This window comes from Dysgonomonas gadei ATCC BAA-286, assembly GCF_000213555.1.
GTDB classification, from domain to species: Bacteria; Bacteroidota; Bacteroidia; order Bacteroidales; family Dysgonomonadaceae; genus Dysgonomonas; species Dysgonomonas gadei.
The window spans coordinates 140,244-158,367 of the sequence record NZ_GL891985.1; the positions used below are offsets into that span (position 1 = coordinate 140,244).

At 40.7% G+C, this 18,124-nt stretch carries 12 protein-coding genes and 3 tRNA genes; all 15 read right to left on the reverse strand.

Annotation, left to right across the window (positions count from 1 at the left end):
• Positions 1–2: 2 nt before the first annotated feature.
• The 15 genes from HMPREF9455_RS13145 to HMPREF9455_RS13215 all read right to left on the reverse strand — a co-directional run bounded on the left by HMPREF9455_RS13145 (position 3) and on the right by HMPREF9455_RS13215 (position 18,124).
• Entirely contained in the window at positions 3–3,125 is a 3,123-nt protein-coding gene (locus HMPREF9455_RS13145; RefSeq protein WP_006800199.1) for a SusC/RagA family TonB-linked outer membrane protein, read from the reverse strand.
• A gap of 693 nt (positions 3,126–3,818) precedes the next feature.
• Positions 3,819–8,102, reverse strand: a complete 4,284-nt coding sequence (gene rpoC, locus HMPREF9455_RS13150; RefSeq protein WP_006800200.1) for a DNA-directed RNA polymerase subunit beta' — start codon at positions 8,100–8,102, stop codon at positions 3,819–3,821.
• 117 nt (positions 8,103–8,219) lie between these two features.
• Positions 8,220–12,029, reverse strand: coding sequence for a DNA-directed RNA polymerase subunit beta (rpoB, locus tag HMPREF9455_RS13155; RefSeq protein ID WP_006800201.1), 3,810 nt, complete (start codon positions 12,027–12,029; stop codon positions 8,220–8,222).
• Between the two features lie 101 nt (positions 12,030–12,130).
• Complete coding sequence (gene rplL / locus HMPREF9455_RS13160; protein ID WP_006800202.1) at positions 12,131–12,505, reverse strand: 50S ribosomal protein L7/L12; 375 nt, start codon at positions 12,503–12,505, stop codon at positions 12,131–12,133.
• A gap of 43 nt (positions 12,506–12,548) precedes the next feature.
• Positions 12,549–13,061: a 50S ribosomal protein L10 gene (gene rplJ / locus HMPREF9455_RS13165; RefSeq protein WP_006800203.1), complete on the reverse strand. Its 513-nt coding sequence runs from the start codon at positions 13,059–13,061 to the stop codon at positions 12,549–12,551.
• A 20-nt stretch (positions 13,062–13,081) separates the two neighbouring features.
• Positions 13,082–13,777 carry a 50S ribosomal protein L1 gene (rplA, locus tag HMPREF9455_RS13170; protein WP_006800204.1) on the reverse strand — a complete coding sequence of 232 codons (696 nt, stop codon included), beginning with the start codon at positions 13,775–13,777 and terminating at the stop codon, positions 13,082–13,084.
• Positions 13,778–13,795: 18 nt separating this feature from the next.
• Complete coding sequence (rplK, locus tag HMPREF9455_RS13175) at positions 13,796–14,239, reverse strand: 50S ribosomal protein L11 (protein ID WP_006800205.1); 444 nt, start codon at positions 14,237–14,239, stop codon at positions 13,796–13,798.
• 66 nt (positions 14,240–14,305) lie between these two features.
• Complete coding sequence (gene nusG / locus HMPREF9455_RS13180) at positions 14,306–14,851, reverse strand: transcription termination/antitermination protein NusG (RefSeq protein ID WP_006800206.1); 546 nt, start codon at positions 14,849–14,851, stop codon at positions 14,306–14,308.
• 15 nt (positions 14,852–14,866) lie between these two features.
• Positions 14,867–15,055 carry a preprotein translocase subunit SecE gene (gene secE / locus HMPREF9455_RS21090; protein ID WP_006800207.1) on the reverse strand — a complete coding sequence of 63 codons (189 nt, stop codon included), beginning with the start codon at positions 15,053–15,055 and terminating at the stop codon, positions 14,867–14,869.
• A gap of 21 nt (positions 15,056–15,076) precedes the next feature.
• A tRNA-Trp gene (locus tag HMPREF9455_RS13190) sits at positions 15,077–15,148 on the reverse strand.
• Positions 15,149–15,201: 53 nt separating this feature from the next.
• The gene (gene tuf, locus HMPREF9455_RS13195; RefSeq protein ID WP_006800208.1) at positions 15,202–16,389 is read right to left on the reverse strand and encodes an elongation factor Tu; all 1,188 of its coding nucleotides are present in this window, start codon (positions 16,387–16,389) and stop codon (positions 15,202–15,204) included.
• Between the two features lie 71 nt (positions 16,390–16,460).
• A tRNA-Thr gene (locus HMPREF9455_RS13200) sits at positions 16,461–16,532 on the reverse strand.
• Positions 16,533–16,673: 141 nt separating this feature from the next.
• A tRNA-Thr gene (locus tag HMPREF9455_RS13205) sits at positions 16,674–16,747 on the reverse strand.
• Positions 16,748–16,917: 170 nt separating this feature from the next.
• Positions 16,918–17,217: a ribosome hibernation-promoting factor, HPF/YfiA family gene (gene hpf, locus HMPREF9455_RS13210; protein WP_006800209.1), complete on the reverse strand. Its 300-nt coding sequence runs from the start codon at positions 17,215–17,217 to the stop codon at positions 16,918–16,920.
• A 19-nt stretch (positions 17,218–17,236) separates the two neighbouring features.
• Entirely contained in the window at positions 17,237–18,124 is an 888-nt protein-coding gene (locus HMPREF9455_RS13215) for a tyrosine-type recombinase/integrase (RefSeq protein WP_044216267.1), read from the reverse strand.

The window sequence follows — 18,124 nt, forward strand, 5'->3', positions numbered from 1 at the left end:
GATTAAAATTCTACCTTAATAGCTCCTCCTAAACTTCTGTAAGAAGCAGCACTGGATATTTCTCCGAATTCGGAAGTCAGGTCGTTACCCATATTTGCAACCTCAGGGTCTACATAGTTATTTTTCTTAGGAGTAAATAAGAAAAGGTTTCGGCCAATGAAACTTATTACAACCTTACTTAAAGGTGTAGAGTTTAGAAACTTCTTCGGCACATCATAAGATAGTGTTATTTCACGGATCTTAAAGAAATCTTTAGGTATAACCATATCATCCCTAACCAAAGGGTTGCTCGAATAATTACCAAAAGAACTGAATGAACTGCTTGATACAGGAATATTGTTTTCCACATACTCGCCATTTACTATTTTAACAGAATGTGGATAAATAAAGGTATTACGTTCATTAAACACTGTTTGAGTTGAATTACCATTGAAATGCGTAATATACGATGTATTGGATGCCATCCATCCTCCTTTATGCCAGTCTCCCACAATTGTTAATCCCCAGTTTTTGTATTTAAGAGCAGTATTTAATCCCAAAATAAAATCTGGTTGTGATGAGCCGATCACTTTTTTCTTAGTGGTTGACGGGGTAGGCAATCCATTGCTGGAGGTAATGATTGTATAACCATAATAAGGGCTATTTTCATCCTCTACGCGGGCAACGTCCGGTATCTGAAACGTTCCTATTTCTTCGCCTAGTCTCATCTTATATTCTACACCGCGCCAAGAGTAGATATTGTATTCTTTTATTTCATCCCAAAGTTTAAGTACCTTACCTGTGTTTTTGGTAAATGTACCATTCACTGTCCATTCCCAGTCTTTTGTGCGGATCGGAGTCACACCGGCAGCGATTTCTACCCCTTTGTTTTCCAAAAGACCTATGTTTTTAGTTTCGGTTGTATAGCCTAATTCAGGAGCAAGTGTAGCCGGTATGATCTGGTTTTTGGTACGTTTGTTATAATAAGAAAAGTCTACATGAACCCGGTTATCGAAAAAGTTACCTTGCAATCCCAATTCATATTCTGTAGTTATTTCAGGTTTCAAATCCGAGTTTGGCAGTCTGTTATTTTCACTAAGTCCCGATACACCACCAATAGGTAAACGTGTGTAATAGAAGGTGGAAGAAGTTAATGGTGTATACCATGACGAAGTCCGGTAAACATCTGTATCATTACCTGTTTGTCCTAAAGCTGCACGTATTTTCAAGAAGTCTACTTTACTATTTTTCAGTGTAGGAAGCAGCTCTGTAAGAATAAGGGAAACATTGGCCCCTCCATAGAAATAGCTATTTTTATCTTTTGGCAATGTAGACGATAAATCGTTACGGGCCGATAGATTCAGATACACGAAGTTTTTGTAGCCTATTTCAGCTTGTCCAAATACTCCGATTAAGCGCCTTCTTTCGGAATACTGTTCGGAAATGGCGGCCGATGTTGTATTTTGCAAATTGTACCATCCAGGAACATCTAATCCATTTACATATCCTCCTGTATATTGATATGTACGTTGATTCAGGTTCCACCCCGCTGTACCGCCAATAGTGAAGTCTGCTATTTTATAATCTGCAGAGAGGAATGCTGTCGCATCTAACTGATCTCTGTTATATCTGTAATTTGAATAGTATCCATTTTGTGGAGTCGCACCTCCCAAATCGCTATAAGATCCTGGGGAAAAAGACGTTTTAGCATTTATATTTTCTCTGTCATAATTAAGAAAGTCTCCACCTAGCCGTGCAGTGGCTTTAAGTCCTCCAAACAATTGATAAGAAGCTTCAATCTTACCGTATGTATGGTTATCCTGATATAAATAATAGTTATTGTCAACCATCCAGTAAGGGTTAGTGGCATAGAAAGTATAATAGTTATCAAGATTATAACGTTCATCATTATAGTTCTTCATTTCTGAATAGTTTACATCCACTGCATGCTGTAAAAGTTCCATCTCCATTTGTTCTGTACGACGGATATCTTTACGAGCAAAGTTGACAGATACATCAAGTGAGAACTTATCCCATTTCGCATTTCCGCGCAAAGAAATTGTATTACGTGAATATTTATCACCATCATTAGGCAAGGTTCCATTACTGCTTACATTTCCATAAGAGGCATAAATTCCGAGTTTATCTGTTCCATAGCGTACCGATAGAACATTATTTAATTCGGAACCGGTCTTGTAAAAGTTACGGATATTATCTTTCACATACGAAAAAGGCTTTGTCATTACTGGATCCAGTTGATCTGACCCCCACTCATGGATAGTTCCATCGAGGCGTGGCCCCCACGAACCATTCTCTGCCCTGTCCCAAGCACCCCAGCCTTGTCCATACAGGTCTTGGGTCTGCATAACACGGAGAACATTTGATGCAGTAAACGCACCGTCATAAGATATAGTGAGCTTTTCATTTTTTGCTCTTTTAGTTGTTATCATTATAACACCATTAGCTGCACGCGAACCGTAAAGTGCAGTTGCTGACGCACCTTTCAATACAGTTACGGATTCCACGTCTTCAGAGTTTATGTCATTGGCACTATTGCCAAAGTCTACATAATCAGTCCCTAAACGCTCATTCGTAATTGGTACACCATCAACAATATACAGAGGATTATTATTATTAAAAGAAGATATACCACGGATCAGTACCTTTTGTGAGGTTCCGGTAGGTCCTGCTGTCGAAATATTAACTCCGGCTACCTTACCGTTCAAGCCACTCATTACAGATCCGGATTTCGCTGCTGATATTTCATCTGATTTGATTTGAGTAGCAGCATATCCTAATATCTTCTGATCGCGTTGTATGCCCATTGCTGTTACCACAACTTCATTCATTACTTTGGCATCTTGTTCCAATACCACCCTCATCTCTGCTCTGGCAGTTTCTTCTTTCGATTTCATCCCTATCAGGGAGAATACCAATGTTGATTTTCCTTCGGGAAGATTAATAGAGAACACTCCCTCAACATCAGTTACAGTACCGATAGTAGTACCTTTCACTACCACAGATACGCCTATGGCGGGCTCTCCCAGATCATCAACAACAGTCCCCGTGATCTTTGTTGTTTGTGCCGCAATGTATCCGATACTTAGAAATAAGCAGGATAGAATCAATAACAACCTTTTTTTCATATTACACACACTCTTTTTAGATTAGTACTACATATTCGACTGTTTCAATATGATTTTATATTTGCCATGTTATTTTCATTATGAAATAATAAAACTCAGAAATGACTCAAAATGATTATTAATCGACAAATAAACGTTCATAGTGATAGATCTCATTTTTATAGTCGACAAATGTACAACAATTTTTCAATTATGTACAAAAATTTATAAAAAAGTGCAATATTTAACAATTATGACTATTTTATATACTAAAAGAATCTTTATGTCATTTTTGAGCATTATTTGTGTCATTTTTATAAAGATTCACTTGAGCTTAGATAGTAGAAAAGAGGAATGTTTTTTAGATAGCTTTTTTTTTAGAAATTGATAATCAACGGTTACAGGAACATAGCGTATTTAAATTGAAGCATTTATACACTTTTTATCCTGTCACTTTCCTAAACAATGGAAACAAAGGCTTAACAGGAGGGATAGCCTATCAATTCTTAACTAACTTCCAAGAAAATACAAAAACAAAATAATTGATATTCCGATATAGTACTTTACAGTCCCGTTACAAGGCGACTTGCAATCACCGGCTTGATATTATCACAACATAGAGTACGGCAAATGGGATGCTTAAAATTTGTACAATAAAAAAAGAGGAGTGACATTACATCACCCCTCCTTCTAACTATATAAAAGAATAATTAATTATTCTACGGCGTCAAAATCTACAACAGTCTTTCTCGTAGCAGCAATTCTGTCAAAGTCTTCTTTGGTACCAACTACAAGTTTTTCGAATTCACGCTGACCTGTACCTGCAGGAAGCAAGTGTCCACAGATTACGTTCTCTTTCAAACCTTCCAGCCTGTCCACTTTCGCGTTGATAGCAGCGTCGTTCAGTACTTTTGTAGTTTCCTGGAACGAAGCGGCCGACATAAAGCTTTGAGTTTGAAGGGCTGCACGTGTGATACCCTGAAGTATTTGGTTAGCTGTAGCAGGAATTGCATCACGCACTTCTACCGGGCGAAGGTCTCTACGTTTGAGCATAGAGTTCTCATCTCTCAGTTTACGTGCGGTTACAATCTGTCCCGGCTCGAATGTTGCAGAATCACCACCATCAAGGACTACTTTTTTGCCCCAGATTCGGTCATTCTCTTCCATTACATCGTATTTATCGATAACCTGTTGTTCAAGGAAGCGTGTATCTCCCGGATCAATCACTTCTACCTTGCGCATCATCTGACGCACAATTACTTCGAAGTGTTTATCGTTGATCTTCACACCTTGCAGACGATATACATCCTGTACTTCGTTTACAATGTATTCCTGAACAGCTGTTGGTCCCATGATAGCCAGAATATCCGAAGGAGTGGTTGCTCCGTCCGATAATGGCATACCTGCTCTTACGAAGTCATTCTCCTGCACAAGGATCTGTTTCGAAAGAGGAACAAGGTACTTCTTCACTTCTCCAAGTTTAGACGTAACTATAACCTCTCTGTTACCACGTTTGATCTTACCAAATGAGATTTCTCCGTCGATTTCAGATACCACAGCAGGGTTGGAAGGATTACGAGCCTCGAACAACTCGGTCACACGAGGCAAACCTCCCGTGATATCACCCGCTTTACCTACGGCACGAGGAATCTTAACAAGTACATCTCCGGCTTTGATAGTGTCATTATCATCTTTTACTATGTGAGCACCTAATGGTAAGCTGTACATTTTCATCATATTCCCTTTTTCGTCAAGGATATGAGCCTCCGGTGCTTTGGTTTTATCACGTGATTCAACGATAATCTTTTCTTTCAAACCGGTTTGTTCGTCCGACTCAACTTTGTATGTTACATTCTCAATAACATTTTCAAATTTGATACGTCCGGTTGCTTCAGAAATAATAACTGCGTTAAACGGATCCCATTCGCAGATAAGGTCATCTTTCTTCACTTTGGCCCCATCTTTGAAATAAAGTTTGGAACCATAAGGTATATTGTGAGTAAGAAGGACAATTTTAGTATTCGGGTCAACCAAACGAAGTTCAACCAAACGGCTAACTACGATTTGTGTCTTTTTACCGGTTTCATCAATTGCTTCTACGATACGCAGATCGTCGATTTCCAATACTCCGTCATATTTTGCAACGATACTACTTTCGGTAGCAATGTTAGAGGCGATACCCCCAACGTGGAATGTACGAAGTGTCAGCTGTGTACCCGGCTCACCGATTGACTGTGCTGCGATTACGCCGACAGCCTCACCACGCTGAACCATTCGCCCTGTGGCAAGGTTACGTCCATAACATTTTCCACAAACACCTTTTTTTGATTCACAGGTAAGCACCGAGCGTATTTCAACACTTTCGATAGGAGAGTTTTGAATTTTGGCTGCGGTATCTTCTTTGATTTCTTCACCCGATTTAACGATTAGTTCGCCTGTCAACGGATGTTGTATATCGTGAACAGATACACGGCCTAAGATACGTTCGTAAAGAGAAGCCACAACTTCTTCGTTGTTCTTCAACTCTGTACAAACAAGTCCGCGAAGTGTTCCACAATCTTCTTCATTGATGATAACATCTTGAGAAACGTCAACCAGACGACGGGTTAAGTAACCGGCATCGGCTGTTTTCAAAGCTGTATCCGCAAGACCTTTACGCGCACCGTGGGTAGAGATAAAGTACTCTAACACCGACAGACCTTCTTTAAAGTTGGAAAGGATCGGGTTCTCAATAATCTGAGCACCTTCAGCTCCACTCTTCTGGGGTTTTGCCATCAAACCACGCATACCTGACAACTGACGGATCTGCTCTTTCGAACCACGGGCTCCTGAATCCAACATCATATATACAGAGTTGAATCCCTGATTGTCTTCCGATAATTGTTTCATCAGGATATTTGACAATCTGGAGTTAACGTGAGTCCATGTATCAATAATCTGATTGTAACGTTCGTTGTAGGTAATGAATCCCATGTTGTAGTTATTCATTATCTGCTCAACCTCGTCATAACCCTGAAGTACCAATTCATCTTTTTCTTCCGGTATGATTACATCCTCAAGATTGAACGATAATCCTCCACGGAATGCCATTGTATATCCTAAGTCTTTTATATCGTCGAGGAACTGGGCTGTTTTAGCAACTCCGGCTACTTTGATCACGTTACCGATGATATCACGAAGTGATTTCTTAGAAAGTACTTCATTGATAAAACCTACTTCTACCGGTGTCTTCTCGTTAACAAGAACACGTCCGACAGTAGTTTCACGCATCAGTTTAGCAACGTTTCCTGTTTCATCCAGATCATTTACATATACTTTAATAAGGGCATGAATATCTACTTTTCCTTCATTATAAGCGATGATCGCTTCTTCGGGTCCGTAGAATATAAGGCCTTCGCCTTTAGCTCCCTTGCGTATCTTAGTAATATAATATAATCCGAGAACCATGTCCTGAGATGGTACAGTAATAGGTGCGCCATTCGCAGGGTTAAGGATATTGTGAGATGCAAGCATCAACATCTGCGCTTCGAGGATAGCTTCATTACCTAGTGGTAAGTGAACGGCCATCTGGTCACCGTCGAAGTCGGCATTGAACGCCGTACACGATAGTGGGTGCAACTGGATTGCCTTACCTCCGATCATTTTCGGCTGGAATGCCTGTATACCTAAACGGTGAAGTGTAGGGGCACGGTTGAGCAAAACAGGATGTCCCTTCATTACGTGTTCGAGGATGTCCCAAACAACAGGTTCCTTGCGATCTACTATTTTCTTCGCTGATTTTACGGTCTTAACGATACCGCGCTCGATCAGCTTACGGATGATAAACGGTTTGTACAACTCGGCTGCCATATCCTGAGGGATACCGCACTCGTGCATCTTCAATTCAGGACCGACGACGATTACCGAACGGGCCGAATAGTCTACACGTTTACCCAACAAGTTTTGACGGAAACGTCCTTGTTTGCCTTTCAAACTGTCGGAAAGCGACTTCAACGGACGGTTAGCATCTGTTTTAACCGCACTTGATTTACGTGAGTTATCGAACAATGAATCGACAGCTTCCTGAAGCATACGTTTTTCATTACGCAAGATCACTTCCGGTGCTTTGATATCGATAAGTCTTTTCAGACGGTTGTTACGGATAATAACGCGACGATACAAGTCATTCAGGTCGGATGTAGCAAAACGGCCACCATCCAACGGAACAAGCGGACGAAGTTCCGGCGGAATAACAGGAACGATCTTAACGATCATCCATTCAGGTTTATTCTTGCCCTTCGATCCACGGAACGCTTCTACAACCTGAAGTTGTTTCAACGCTTCGTTCTTACGTTGTTGAGATGTATCTGTACTGGCTTTGTGACGCAGATTGTTTGCCAACGAATCAAGATTGATACGTGACAACAAATCGTAAACGGCCTCGGCTCCCATTTTAGCAATAAATTTGTTAGGATCGGTATCGTCTAACAATTGATTTTCTTTAGGAAGTTTATCCAGTATATTCAAGTATTCATCTTCTGTAAGAAGGTCTTTTTCTGCTACTCCTTCTTCTACCGCGATACCTGATTGGATCACTACATAACGTTCGTAGTAAATGATAGAGTCCAGTTTCTTTGTAGGGATACCCAGAAGATAACCCATTTTGTTAGGTAGAGAACGGAAATACCAGATATGAGCTACCGGAACTACCAGGTGGATATGACCTGTGCGTTCGCGGCGAACTTTCTTTTCTGTTACTTCAACACCGCAACGGTCGCAGACAATACCTTTGTAGCGGATTCTTTTGTATTTACCGCAATGACATTCGTAATCCTTTACAGGGCCGAATATACGTTCGCAGAAAAGCCCGTCACGTTCCGGTTTGTATGTACGGTAGTTGATAGTTTCGGGTTTCAAAACTTCCCCGCTCGATGCTTCCAGAATTTCTTCGGGAGAGGCAAGACTCACGGTTATTTTTGAAAAGCTACTCTTTACTTTATTTTCTTTTCTAAAAGCCATATTACTTTTTTCCTTTAAAAGCTGTTAGCTGTTAGCTATTAGCCAATAGCTGTTTGTTAGAGTATTTAGAATCCGTCAGCTAAAGGCTCAAAGCCAAAAGCTAACGGCTAATATTGTTTAGTCAAGCGATACGCTTAATCCCAGACCACGCATTTCATGAAGCAATACGTTCAGGGATTCAGGTATTCCCGGCTGTGGCATTGGCTCACCTTTCACAATAGCTTCGTAAGCCTTGGAACGGCCGACAACGTCATCGGACTTGATAGTCAGGATTTCTCTCAGGATATAAGCCGCACCGAATGCTTCAAGTGCCCAAACCTCCATCTCTCCGAAACGCTGGCCCCCGAATTGAGCTTTACCTCCAAGAGGCTGTTGCGTAATAAGGGAGTAAGGTCCGATAGAACGGGCGTGCATCTTGTCTTCAACCATATGGCCCAGTTTTAGCATGTAGATGATACCTACTGTTGCATGCTGGTCGAAACGATCTCCTGTACCACCATCAAATAAGCGAACTTTACCATAACGAGGAACTCCGGCTTTGTCTGTCCATGCATTCATATCGTCAAGGCTTGCTCCGTCGAAAATAGGAGTGGCAAATTTCACACCCAACTCTTTTCCGGCCCAACCTAATACAGTTTCGAATATCTGACCAAGGTTCATACGTGAAGGCACCCCTAACGGATTCAATACGATATCAACCGGTGTTCCGTCCGGTAAGAATGGCATATCCTCCTGACGAACGATACGCGACACGATACCTTTGTTACCGTGGCGTCCTGCCATCTTATCCCCTACCTGAACTTTACGCTTTTTAGCCACATAAACTTTTGCGATCTGAACAATACCGGAAGGAAGTTCATCCCCGATAGTCAGGTCGAATCGTTTACGTTTCAATTCCGCATCCAGTTCTTTATATTTGCGCAGGAAGTTAACGATTACATCTTTTATCAATTCATTCTTGTGCTCATCTGCTGTCCAGTTGCTCACCTGTATTGACTCATAATCGATATTGTCCAGTGCACTCTTCGTAAATTTGGAACCTTTGGCAATGATATCCACATTAAGATAATCTTTCACACCCTGAGATGTTTTACCATCGGTTAAGATCAATAGCTTGTCTACCAATACTGATTTTACTTTAGCTATCTTTTCTTCATACTCTTCATCCAACTTAGGAAGCAAGGCTTTGCTCGAAAGTTTCGTTTTACCTTTCTTGGATGCCTTAGAGAATAGGTTTGTACCTACAACAACTCCTTTCAGGGATGGAGAAGCTTTCAATGACGCGTCTTTCACATCACCGGCTTTATCACCAAAGATGGCGCGGAGCAGTTTCTCTTCAGGTGAAGGATCGGATTCTCCTTTCGGAGTGATCTTACCTATCAGGATATCCCCGGGACTCACGCGGGCACCGATACGGATAATTCCTCTTTCGTCCAGGTCTTTTGTAGCCTCTTCGCTCACGTTAGGAATATCAGAAGTCAATTCTTCTACACCACGCTTGGTATCACGTACTTCGAGTACGAATTCCTCTACGTGTACAGAAGTAAATATATCTTCGCGCACGATACGTTCGTTAAGTACGATAGCATCCTCAAAGTTATACCCCTTCCATGGCATAAATGCCACTTTCAGGTTCTTTCCGATAGCCAATTCCCCCTGTTCGGTAGAATACCCTTCTGTCAGGATTTGTCCCAGAACAACTCTGTCTCCCTTACGGCAGATAGGACGAAGGTCGATCGTTGTATTCTGGTTTGTTTTCCTGAATTTAGGTATATTATATGTTTTTACGGCATCGTCGAAGTTTACGAAATCTTCGTCAGCAGTACGGTCATATTTAATTTTAATGGTACTTGCATCCACATATACTACTTCTCCTGCACCCTCTGCCACAATCTGTGTACGAGAGTCACGGATAAGCTGTCCTTCGATACCTGTTCCCACAATAGGGGCTTCGGTACGCATTAATGGTACAGCCTGGCGCATCATGTTCGATCCCATCAGTGCACGGTTGGCATCGTCATGCTCTAGGAACGGAATCAAAGAAGCGGCGATAGATGCAATCTGAGTAGGAGATACGTCCATTAACTCAACTTCTTCCGGTGCAATAACCGGATAGTCGGCATCCTGACGAGCTTTCACACGTTTAAGGATAAACGTTCCATCGTCATTCAACGGAGCATTACCCTGTGCAATAAGCTTATCTTCTTCCTCTTCGGCAGCAAGATAAACAATACCGTTTGATGAAAGGTCTACTTTGCTGTCCGCAACTTTACGATATGGGGTTTCTATGAAACCAAGGTCGTTAATTTTGGCATACACGCAAAGAGATGAAATCAGACCGATATTCGGACCTTCAGGAGTCTCGATAGGACAAAGGCGTCCGTAGTGAGTATAGTGAACGTCACGCACCTCGAAACCTGCTCTTTCACGGGAAAGACCGCCCGGTCCCAGTGCAGACATACGACGTTTATGGGTAATCTCGGCCAATGGATTGGTTTGGTCCATAAACTGAGACAATGCATTCGTACCGAAGAATGTATTTACTACGGATGAGATTGTTTTCGCATTGATCAGATCGATAGGCGTAAACACTTCATTGTCGCGTACATTCATTCTTTCACGAATGATACGTGCCATACGGTTAAGACCAACTCCAAACTGGTTGAAAAGTTGCTCGCCAACTGTACGGACACGACGGTTGCTCAAGTGGTCGATATCATCAACGATAGCTTTTGAATTAATCAGCTCGATAAGGAACTTGATTATTTCAATAATATCTTCTTTCGTTAATACACGGATATCGGTACTTGTCGCCAAGCCCAATTTCTTGTTAAGTCTGTAACGGCCTACTTCACCTAAGTCATAGCGTTTTTCAGAGAAGAACAAGTTGTTTATAACCTCGCGTGCGCTGGTATCGTCAGCCGGTTCAGCACTACGAAGCTGTCTGTATATATGACGGACCGCGTCTATTTCCGAGTTACTCGGGTCCTTTTGCAATGTATTGTAGATAATGGCAAAATCTGAAATATTTTGCGTATCCTTATGCAATAAAATAGAAGCAATGTTCGAATCTATAATCAGATCAAGATGGTCTTTATCCAGAACTGTTTCACGTTCAAGAATAACTTCGTTACGCTCGATTGAAGTCACCTCACCGGTATCTTCATCCACGAAGTCTTCCATCCATGTTCTTAAAAGTCTGGCTGCAAGCTTACGACCTAATACTTTCTTAATATTTTGTTTTGTAACTTTAATTTCTTCGGCCAGATCGAAAATCTCAAGGATATCTCTATCGCTTTCGAATCCGATAGCACGAAGCAATGTAGTTACGGGTAATTTTTTCTTCCGGTCGATGTATGCATACATGACATTGTTGATGTCGGTAGCAAATTCGATCCAAGAACCTTTGAACGGAATGATACGGGCTGAATAAAGCTTTGTACCATTGGCGTGCATCGTTTGTCCGAAGAACACACCGGGTGAACGGTGCAACTGAGACACTACTACACGTTCTGCTCCGTTGATGACAAAGGTACCTTTCTCAGTCATATATGGAATCAGTCCCAGGTATACATCCTGGATAACTGTATCAAAATCTTCGTGGTCAGGGTCTGTACAATAAAGTTTTAGCTTTGCTTTCAAAGGAACACTATATGTCAGTCCTCTGTCGATACACTCATCAATAGTATAGCGCGGAGGGTCGATGAAGTAGTCCAAAAACTCTAATACAAAGTTGTTTCGTGTATCGGCTATAGGAAAGTTTTCAGCAAAAACTTTGTATAGGCCTTCGTTTTTCCTTCTTTCAGGAGGGGTATCAAGTTGCAGAAAGTCGCGGAATGACTTTAACTGTACTTCAAGAAAATCCGGGTAAGGAAGCGGATTTTTGATTGAAGCGAAATTGACTCTTTGATTTGTTGTTGAAGACATGGATAACCTATTTTATTGAACTTATTACTTTTGACGCAAAAAGGTTAAGAACCTTCTTCGAGGAAGGTTCCTAACCAAATATCCTTTCTCAGGACTTATCTTTACTTAAGTTCAACTTCGGCTCCAGCTTCTTCTAATTGTTTTTTCAATGCGTCAGCTTCATCTTTAGTTACTCCTTTTTTAAGTTCACCAGGAGCACCATCTACTAGATCTTTAGCCTCTTTCAAACCAAGTCCTGTAAGTTCTTTTACAGCTTTAACAACTTGTAGTTTGTTAGCTCCTGCTGATTTCAAGATTACATCGAAAGATGTTTTTTCTTCTACTACTTCAGCAGCAGCAGCTGGTCCTGCAGCAACTGCAACAGCAGCAGCGGCCGGTTCAATACCATATTCAGTTTTTAGAATTTCAGCTAATTCGCTTACTTCTTTTACTGTCAAATTTACTAGTTGTTCTGCAATAGCTTTGATATCTGCCATTTTTGTATAAATTAAAATTGTTTATTATTCTTTTGTTTAAAATTTATCTCTTAGATAATGTTTCTAAGACGCCATGGATAGTATTTCCACCCGATTGAAGGGCTGAGATAACATTCTTGGCAGGGGATTGAAGGGCTGCAATAACATCGCCGATAAGTTCATTTTTGCTCTTGATATTTTCCAGTGCGCTCAGATTTCCTGAACCGATATAGAAGCTTTCTTGAACATAAGCTGCCTTAAGCGAAGGTATTCCTTCTTTTTTATATTTAGCAATCAGCTTAGCCGGAGCATTAGCCGAATTAGAAAACATGATAGCAGTATTTCCTTTCAATGCAGCATCCAACTCAGCGTAATCACCTTCAAGGCTTTCCAGAGCTTTTTGCAACAATGTATTCTTTACAACCATCAGTTTGATCTCCTGCTTAGCACATTCTCTTCTCAACTCGCTCGTTTTAGCAGAATTTAGAGAAGCAATATCGGTAAGGTAGAAATGATCATATCCTTTGATTGTTGCTGCTATAGTTTCTATGATAGTGCTTTTATCTTCCTTTCTCATAATTTTCAGTCAATTTTTTATTAATTTTCTACTGATTTAGGGTCTATTTTTACACCCGGGCTCATAGTACTTGAAAGACAAACACTCTTCACATAAGTTCCTTTTGCTGCAGTTGGTTTCAATTTGATAAGCGTAGCAATAAATTCTTTCGCGTTATCTTTGATTTGCTCAGGAGTAAAAGATACTTTACCAATAGAAGCATGGATAATACCAGCTTTGTCTACTTTAAAGTCAATTTTACCTGATTTAACCTCTGTCACAGCTTTAGCAACATCTACAGTCACGGTTCCGCTCTTAGGGTTAGGCATTAGACCACGAGGTCCTAAAACACGTCCCAGAGCACCAACTTTACCCATGATAGCAGGCTGAGTGATGATAACATCAATATCAGTCCAGCCACCTTTTATTTTTTCGATATACTCGTCCAATCCAACATAGTCGGCACCTGCTTCTTTAGCAGCAGCCTCAGCGTCCGGAGAACATAATACCAAAACTCTAACTTGTTTTCCTGTTCCATGAGGAAGAGACACAACGCCTCTCACCATCTGGTTAGCTTTACGTGGGTCTACACCTAGGCGTACATCCAAATCGACAGAAGCGTCGAATTTAGTTGTCGTAACCTCTTTTACAAGAGCTGATGCTTCGGTTAATGTATATAGTTTCCCTGCTTCAATCTTGCTGAAAGCTAACTTTTGATTTTTAGTAAGTTTACCCATTTCTCAATTGAAGTTTAATTATTGAACATCAGGGAAAGCCCCTTTTACAGTAATACCCATACTTCTTGCTGTACCAGCAACCATTCTCATGGCTGATTCGACTGTAAAACAGTTAAGGTCGACCATCTTATCTTCAGCAATAGCTTTTACCTGATCCCAGGTAATTTCAGCTACTTTCTTACGATTTGGTTCTGCCGATCCGCTCTTCACCTTAGATGCTTCCAATAGTTGGATTGCTACAGGTGGTTGTTTTACAACAAAATCGAAAGACTTGTCAACATAGTAAGTAATTACCACTGGTAATATTTTACCTGCCTTGTCTTGAGTTCTGGCATTAAATTGCTTACAGAAATCCATGATGTTGATACCTTTAGAACCTAGAGCAGGTCCTACAGGAGGAGATGGATTTGCTGCACCGCCTTTAATTTGTAATTTTAATTGTCCAGCAATTTCTTTAGCCATTTTTGTTTCTAATTTTTAGTTTTGTTAAAACTTAAGATTAAAGCATTCAGAGTTGCGTAACCAATCTTACTGCTCTTTTTCGACTTGCATGTAATTCAACTCGAGAGGAGTTTTCCGCCCGAATATCTTTACCATTACTTTCAGTTTCTTTTTCTCTGTGTTCACTTCTTCAATGATTCCCGAAAATCCTGAGAAAGGACCATTAGTCACTTTTACATTTTCTCCGACAATGTATTGAACATCCATGCCTACTTCCTGCTCATCCAGTTCGTCCATAGTACCCAGTATCCTGTTTACTTCTGACTGGCTCAAAGGCTGAGGGTTGGTTGTATTCGGTAAAAAACCGGCTACGTAATTTATGTTACGCAATTCATGGATAACTTCCCCTATAAGGGCAGCTTCGATCAAGATGTAGCCGGGAAGATAAGCTCTTTCTTTCAGAACTTTCTTTCCGTTACGCATGATATAAGTCTTCTCTGTAGGGATAAGAACTTGAGAGATATACTTTCCTAAGTCTGATTTCTTTATCTCAGCTTCAAGATACTCTTTGACTTTATTTTCTTTTCCACTAACAGCACGCAGAACGTACCATTTTTTTTCGATTTCAGTCATAGCTTTTGATAAGGATTAAAGACTATAGAAAAACTTGACAATTGACTCAAATGCAGAATCAATACCCCATACGATCAGTGCCATTATAATGGAAGCAATCATGACAATCACCGCACTGTTGGTCAGTTCTGCACGAGTAGGCCAAGAAACCTTGTATACAAGCTCGTTATAAGAATCTTTAATGTAATTAATTATTTTTTTCATTACTCTTCTTGAGTTTTTTAGCACGGGCGGAGAGATTCGAACTCCCGACATTTGGTTTTGGAGACCAACGCTCTACCACTGAACTACGCCCGTAAATTAAAGTCGGTTATATCGCAAACCGACTTTATTATATAGATTGAAATTTCTTATGCAGTAATTTCAGTAATCTGACCAGCACCTACTGTACGACCTCCTTCACGGATAGCGAAGCGAAGACCTACGTTACAAGCAACCGGATAGATAAGTTCTACGTTGATAGTCACGTTGTCACCAGGCATAACCATGTCTGTTCCTTCAGGAAGAGTGATTTCACCAGTAACGTCAAGAGTACGCAGGTAGAACTGAGGACGATATTTGTTGTGGAATGGAGTGTGACGTCCACCTTCTTCTTTCTTAAGGATATAAACCTCAGCTTTGAAGTTAGTGTGAGGAGTAATCTTACCTGGGTGGCAAATTACCATACCACGTTTGATTTCTTCTTTGTCGATACCACGAAGCAATAAACCTACGTTGTCACCGGCTTGTCCGTCGTCAAGAATCTTACGGAACATTTCTACTCCTGTAACAACTGATTTCTTGTTTTCTGAACCAAGTCCGATGATCTGAACTTCTTCACCAGTTTTGATTTTACCAGTTTCGATACGACCTGTTGCCACTGTACCACGACCTGTGATAGAGAACACGTCTTCAACCGGCATCAAGAATGGTTTATCAACGTCACGTGGAGGAAGTGGAATCCAAGTATCCACAGCGTTCATAAGTTCCATTACCTGGCTAACCCAAGGCTCAACACCATTAAGTGCACCTAGAGCAGATCCGCGGATAACTGGAGTATTGTCGCCGTCGAACTCATAGAATGAAAGAAGTTCTCTCATTTCAAGTTCAACTAGTTCTAGCATTTCTTCGTCTTCAACGATATCGCATTTGTTCATGAAAACAACCAGTCTTGGTACGTTTACCTGACGTGCAAGAAGGATATGTTCGCGAGTTTGAGGCATCGGACCATCAGTAGCAGCAACTACGATGATAGCACCGTCCATCTGAGCAGCACCAGTAACCATGTTCTTTACGTAGTCGGCGTGTCCAGGACAGTCAACGTGAGCGTAGTGACGGTTAGCTGTTTCATATTCAACGTGAGAAGTGTTGATAGTAATACCACGTTCTTTTTCTTCAGGAGCGTTGTCGATTGAATCGAACGAACGAGCTTGAGAAAGACCTTTGTCAGCCAATACTTTAGTGATAGCAGCAGTCAAAGTAGTTTTACCGTGGTCAACGTGACCGATTGTACCGATATTTACGTGCGGTTTCGCCCGGTTAAAATGTTCTTTTGCCATAATTAATCTTCTATTATTTAGTTAAATGTATATATTTAATTCTATTGAATAAATTCACTAAAATAAACCAGAGCCCATGACGGGACTTGAACCCGTGACCTCTTCCTTACCAAGGAAGTGCTCTACCACTGAGCTACATTGGCATAAACAGTAAAGAACTTTCTCTTCAATTTACCTTATATCATTATAAGGAGTTGACCTTTTTATTGAAGAGAACCGGGAAGCTTTATCAATAAACTCTTAAGTTATTTCAAGTTTACAAGAACTTCTTTTTCCATACCTTGAGCCTCTTGTCGGATTCGAACCAACGACCCCGAGATTACAAATCACGTGCTCTGGCCAACTGAGCTAAAGAGGCATAACAACAAATTTTGCCGCCATTACGACTTTTAATAGCGAAACGGCGACAAAATTAGAAATTATTTTTTAGAATAACAATACTTTATGTATTTATTTTTCCGGAGTTCTTTCTTTTGGTACATATTCCTCTATCCGTTGAATAGAAAGCGGATGCATAAATGTTTGTTATTATTTGGCTTGCGTTTTCTCCTTTACTTTGAGTATCTGTTTTTCGAGGGCTTCTACGTTCAGCATAACAGCCTCTTCGAACGAGTCGGCAGTCTTATTGGCAAAGAGCTCTCCGCTTTTGATATTTAATTTTACTGATGCTTCTTTATTGTTCGCAACTTCGGGTTTTACTACTTTAAGTATTACTTCGGCATCTACAATCAGGTCAGAAAATTTATCCAGTTTAGATAATTTCTTTTCTATAAACTCTTTTAACTGAGTGCTTGCATCAAAGTGCACTGACTGAATTGCAATATTCATAATGTTTCCTCCTTTACTTTTAGGCTCTCGGATGAGCCTTGTTATAAATTTTCTTTAATTCTTCGAATGAAGTGTGTGTGTATATTTCTGTAGCCGCAAGGCTTGAATGTCCTAATAATTCTTTTACCGCATTTATATCCGCTCCATTATTTAGCATGCCGGTTGCAAATGAATGGCGAAGCACATGGGGACTCGTTTTTGAAAGAGTCGGTATTTGCTTCAGATTTTCCGTCACAATCCTGTGCACAAGCATCGGGTAGAGCTGCTGCCCATCATTCTTAACAAATAAGTAACCGGATAAGTTTCCTATCTCCTCGTTCCTTGCATTCAGATATTCTTCGAGCATGGCTTTCATCCCATCGCTGAAGGGGATAAGGCGTTGTTTGTTCCGCTTACCTGTCACTTGTATTGTTTCGGCACTGAAATCCACATCGACATCTTTCAATCCGATCAGCTCTGCCCGGCGAATACCTGTAACATAGAACAATTCGATCATTATATGATTGCGGAGCGATTCGAATGTGTTGTCGAAGTTTGATTCCTCCAATACTTTCTCCATATCTCCATTGTTCACAAACGAGGGAATGGGTTTTGGCGTTTTGGGCCCTGTAATTTTCTTTACCGGGTTTACTGAGACTTCGCCTATCCGCAACAAATATTTGTAGAACGATTTAAGGGTGCTCAGCTTACGGTTTACTGACCGCGCGGCGATCTTTGCTTCCATAAGTGATACAATCCACATGCGAATGATGTCGCTGTCTACGTTTTTCACATCTATTTCCGGAAAATGTTCTTGCAGGAATCCGACAAACTGGTGAAGGTCTGTAGAATAAGAAATCTCCGTATGTAAAGAGAAGTTCTTTTCATAACGGAGATATCTGCTATATTTGTCAATTAGTAACATCAT

What these genes read in the sequence shown, in the direction of transcription:
- HMPREF9455_RS13215 (WP_044216267.1), bottom strand. Translation starts at nt 18,124, where the DNA reads ATGATGTTACTAATTGACAAATATAGCAGATATCTCCGTTATGAAAAG.
- nusG (WP_006800206.1), bottom strand. Translation starts at nt 14,851, where the DNA reads ATGACTGAAATCGAAAAAAAATGGTACGTTCTGCGTGCTGTTAGTGGA.
- HMPREF9455_RS13145 (WP_006800199.1), bottom strand. Translation starts at nt 3,125, where the DNA reads ATGAAAAAAAGGTTGTTATTGATTCTATCCTGCTTATTTCTAAGTATC.
- rpoB (WP_006800201.1), bottom strand. Translation starts at nt 12,029, where the DNA reads ATGTCTTCAACAACAAATCAAAGAGTCAATTTCGCTTCAATCAAAAAT.
- secE (WP_006800207.1), bottom strand. Translation starts at nt 15,055, where the DNA reads ATGAAAAAAATAATTAATTACATTAAAGATTCTTATAACGAGCTTGTA.
- tuf (WP_006800208.1), bottom strand. Translation starts at nt 16,389, where the DNA reads ATGGCAAAAGAACATTTTAACCGGGCGAAACCGCACGTAAATATCGGT.
- rplA (WP_006800204.1), bottom strand. Translation starts at nt 13,777, where the DNA reads ATGGGTAAACTTACTAAAAATCAAAAGTTAGCTTTCAGCAAGATTGAA.
- rplK (WP_006800205.1), bottom strand. Translation starts at nt 14,239, where the DNA reads ATGGCTAAAGAAATTGCTGGACAATTAAAATTACAAATTAAAGGCGGT.
- rplJ (WP_006800203.1), bottom strand. Translation starts at nt 13,061, where the DNA reads ATGAGAAAGGAAGATAAAAGCACTATCATAGAAACTATAGCAGCAACA.
- rpoC (WP_006800200.1), bottom strand. Translation starts at nt 8,102, where the DNA reads ATGGCTTTTAGAAAAGAAAATAAAGTAAAGAGTAGCTTTTCAAAAATA.
- hpf (WP_006800209.1), bottom strand. Translation starts at nt 17,217, where the DNA reads ATGAATATTGCAATTCAGTCAGTGCACTTTGATGCAAGCACTCAGTTA.
- rplL (WP_006800202.1), bottom strand. Translation starts at nt 12,505, where the DNA reads ATGGCAGATATCAAAGCTATTGCAGAACAACTAGTAAATTTGACAGTA.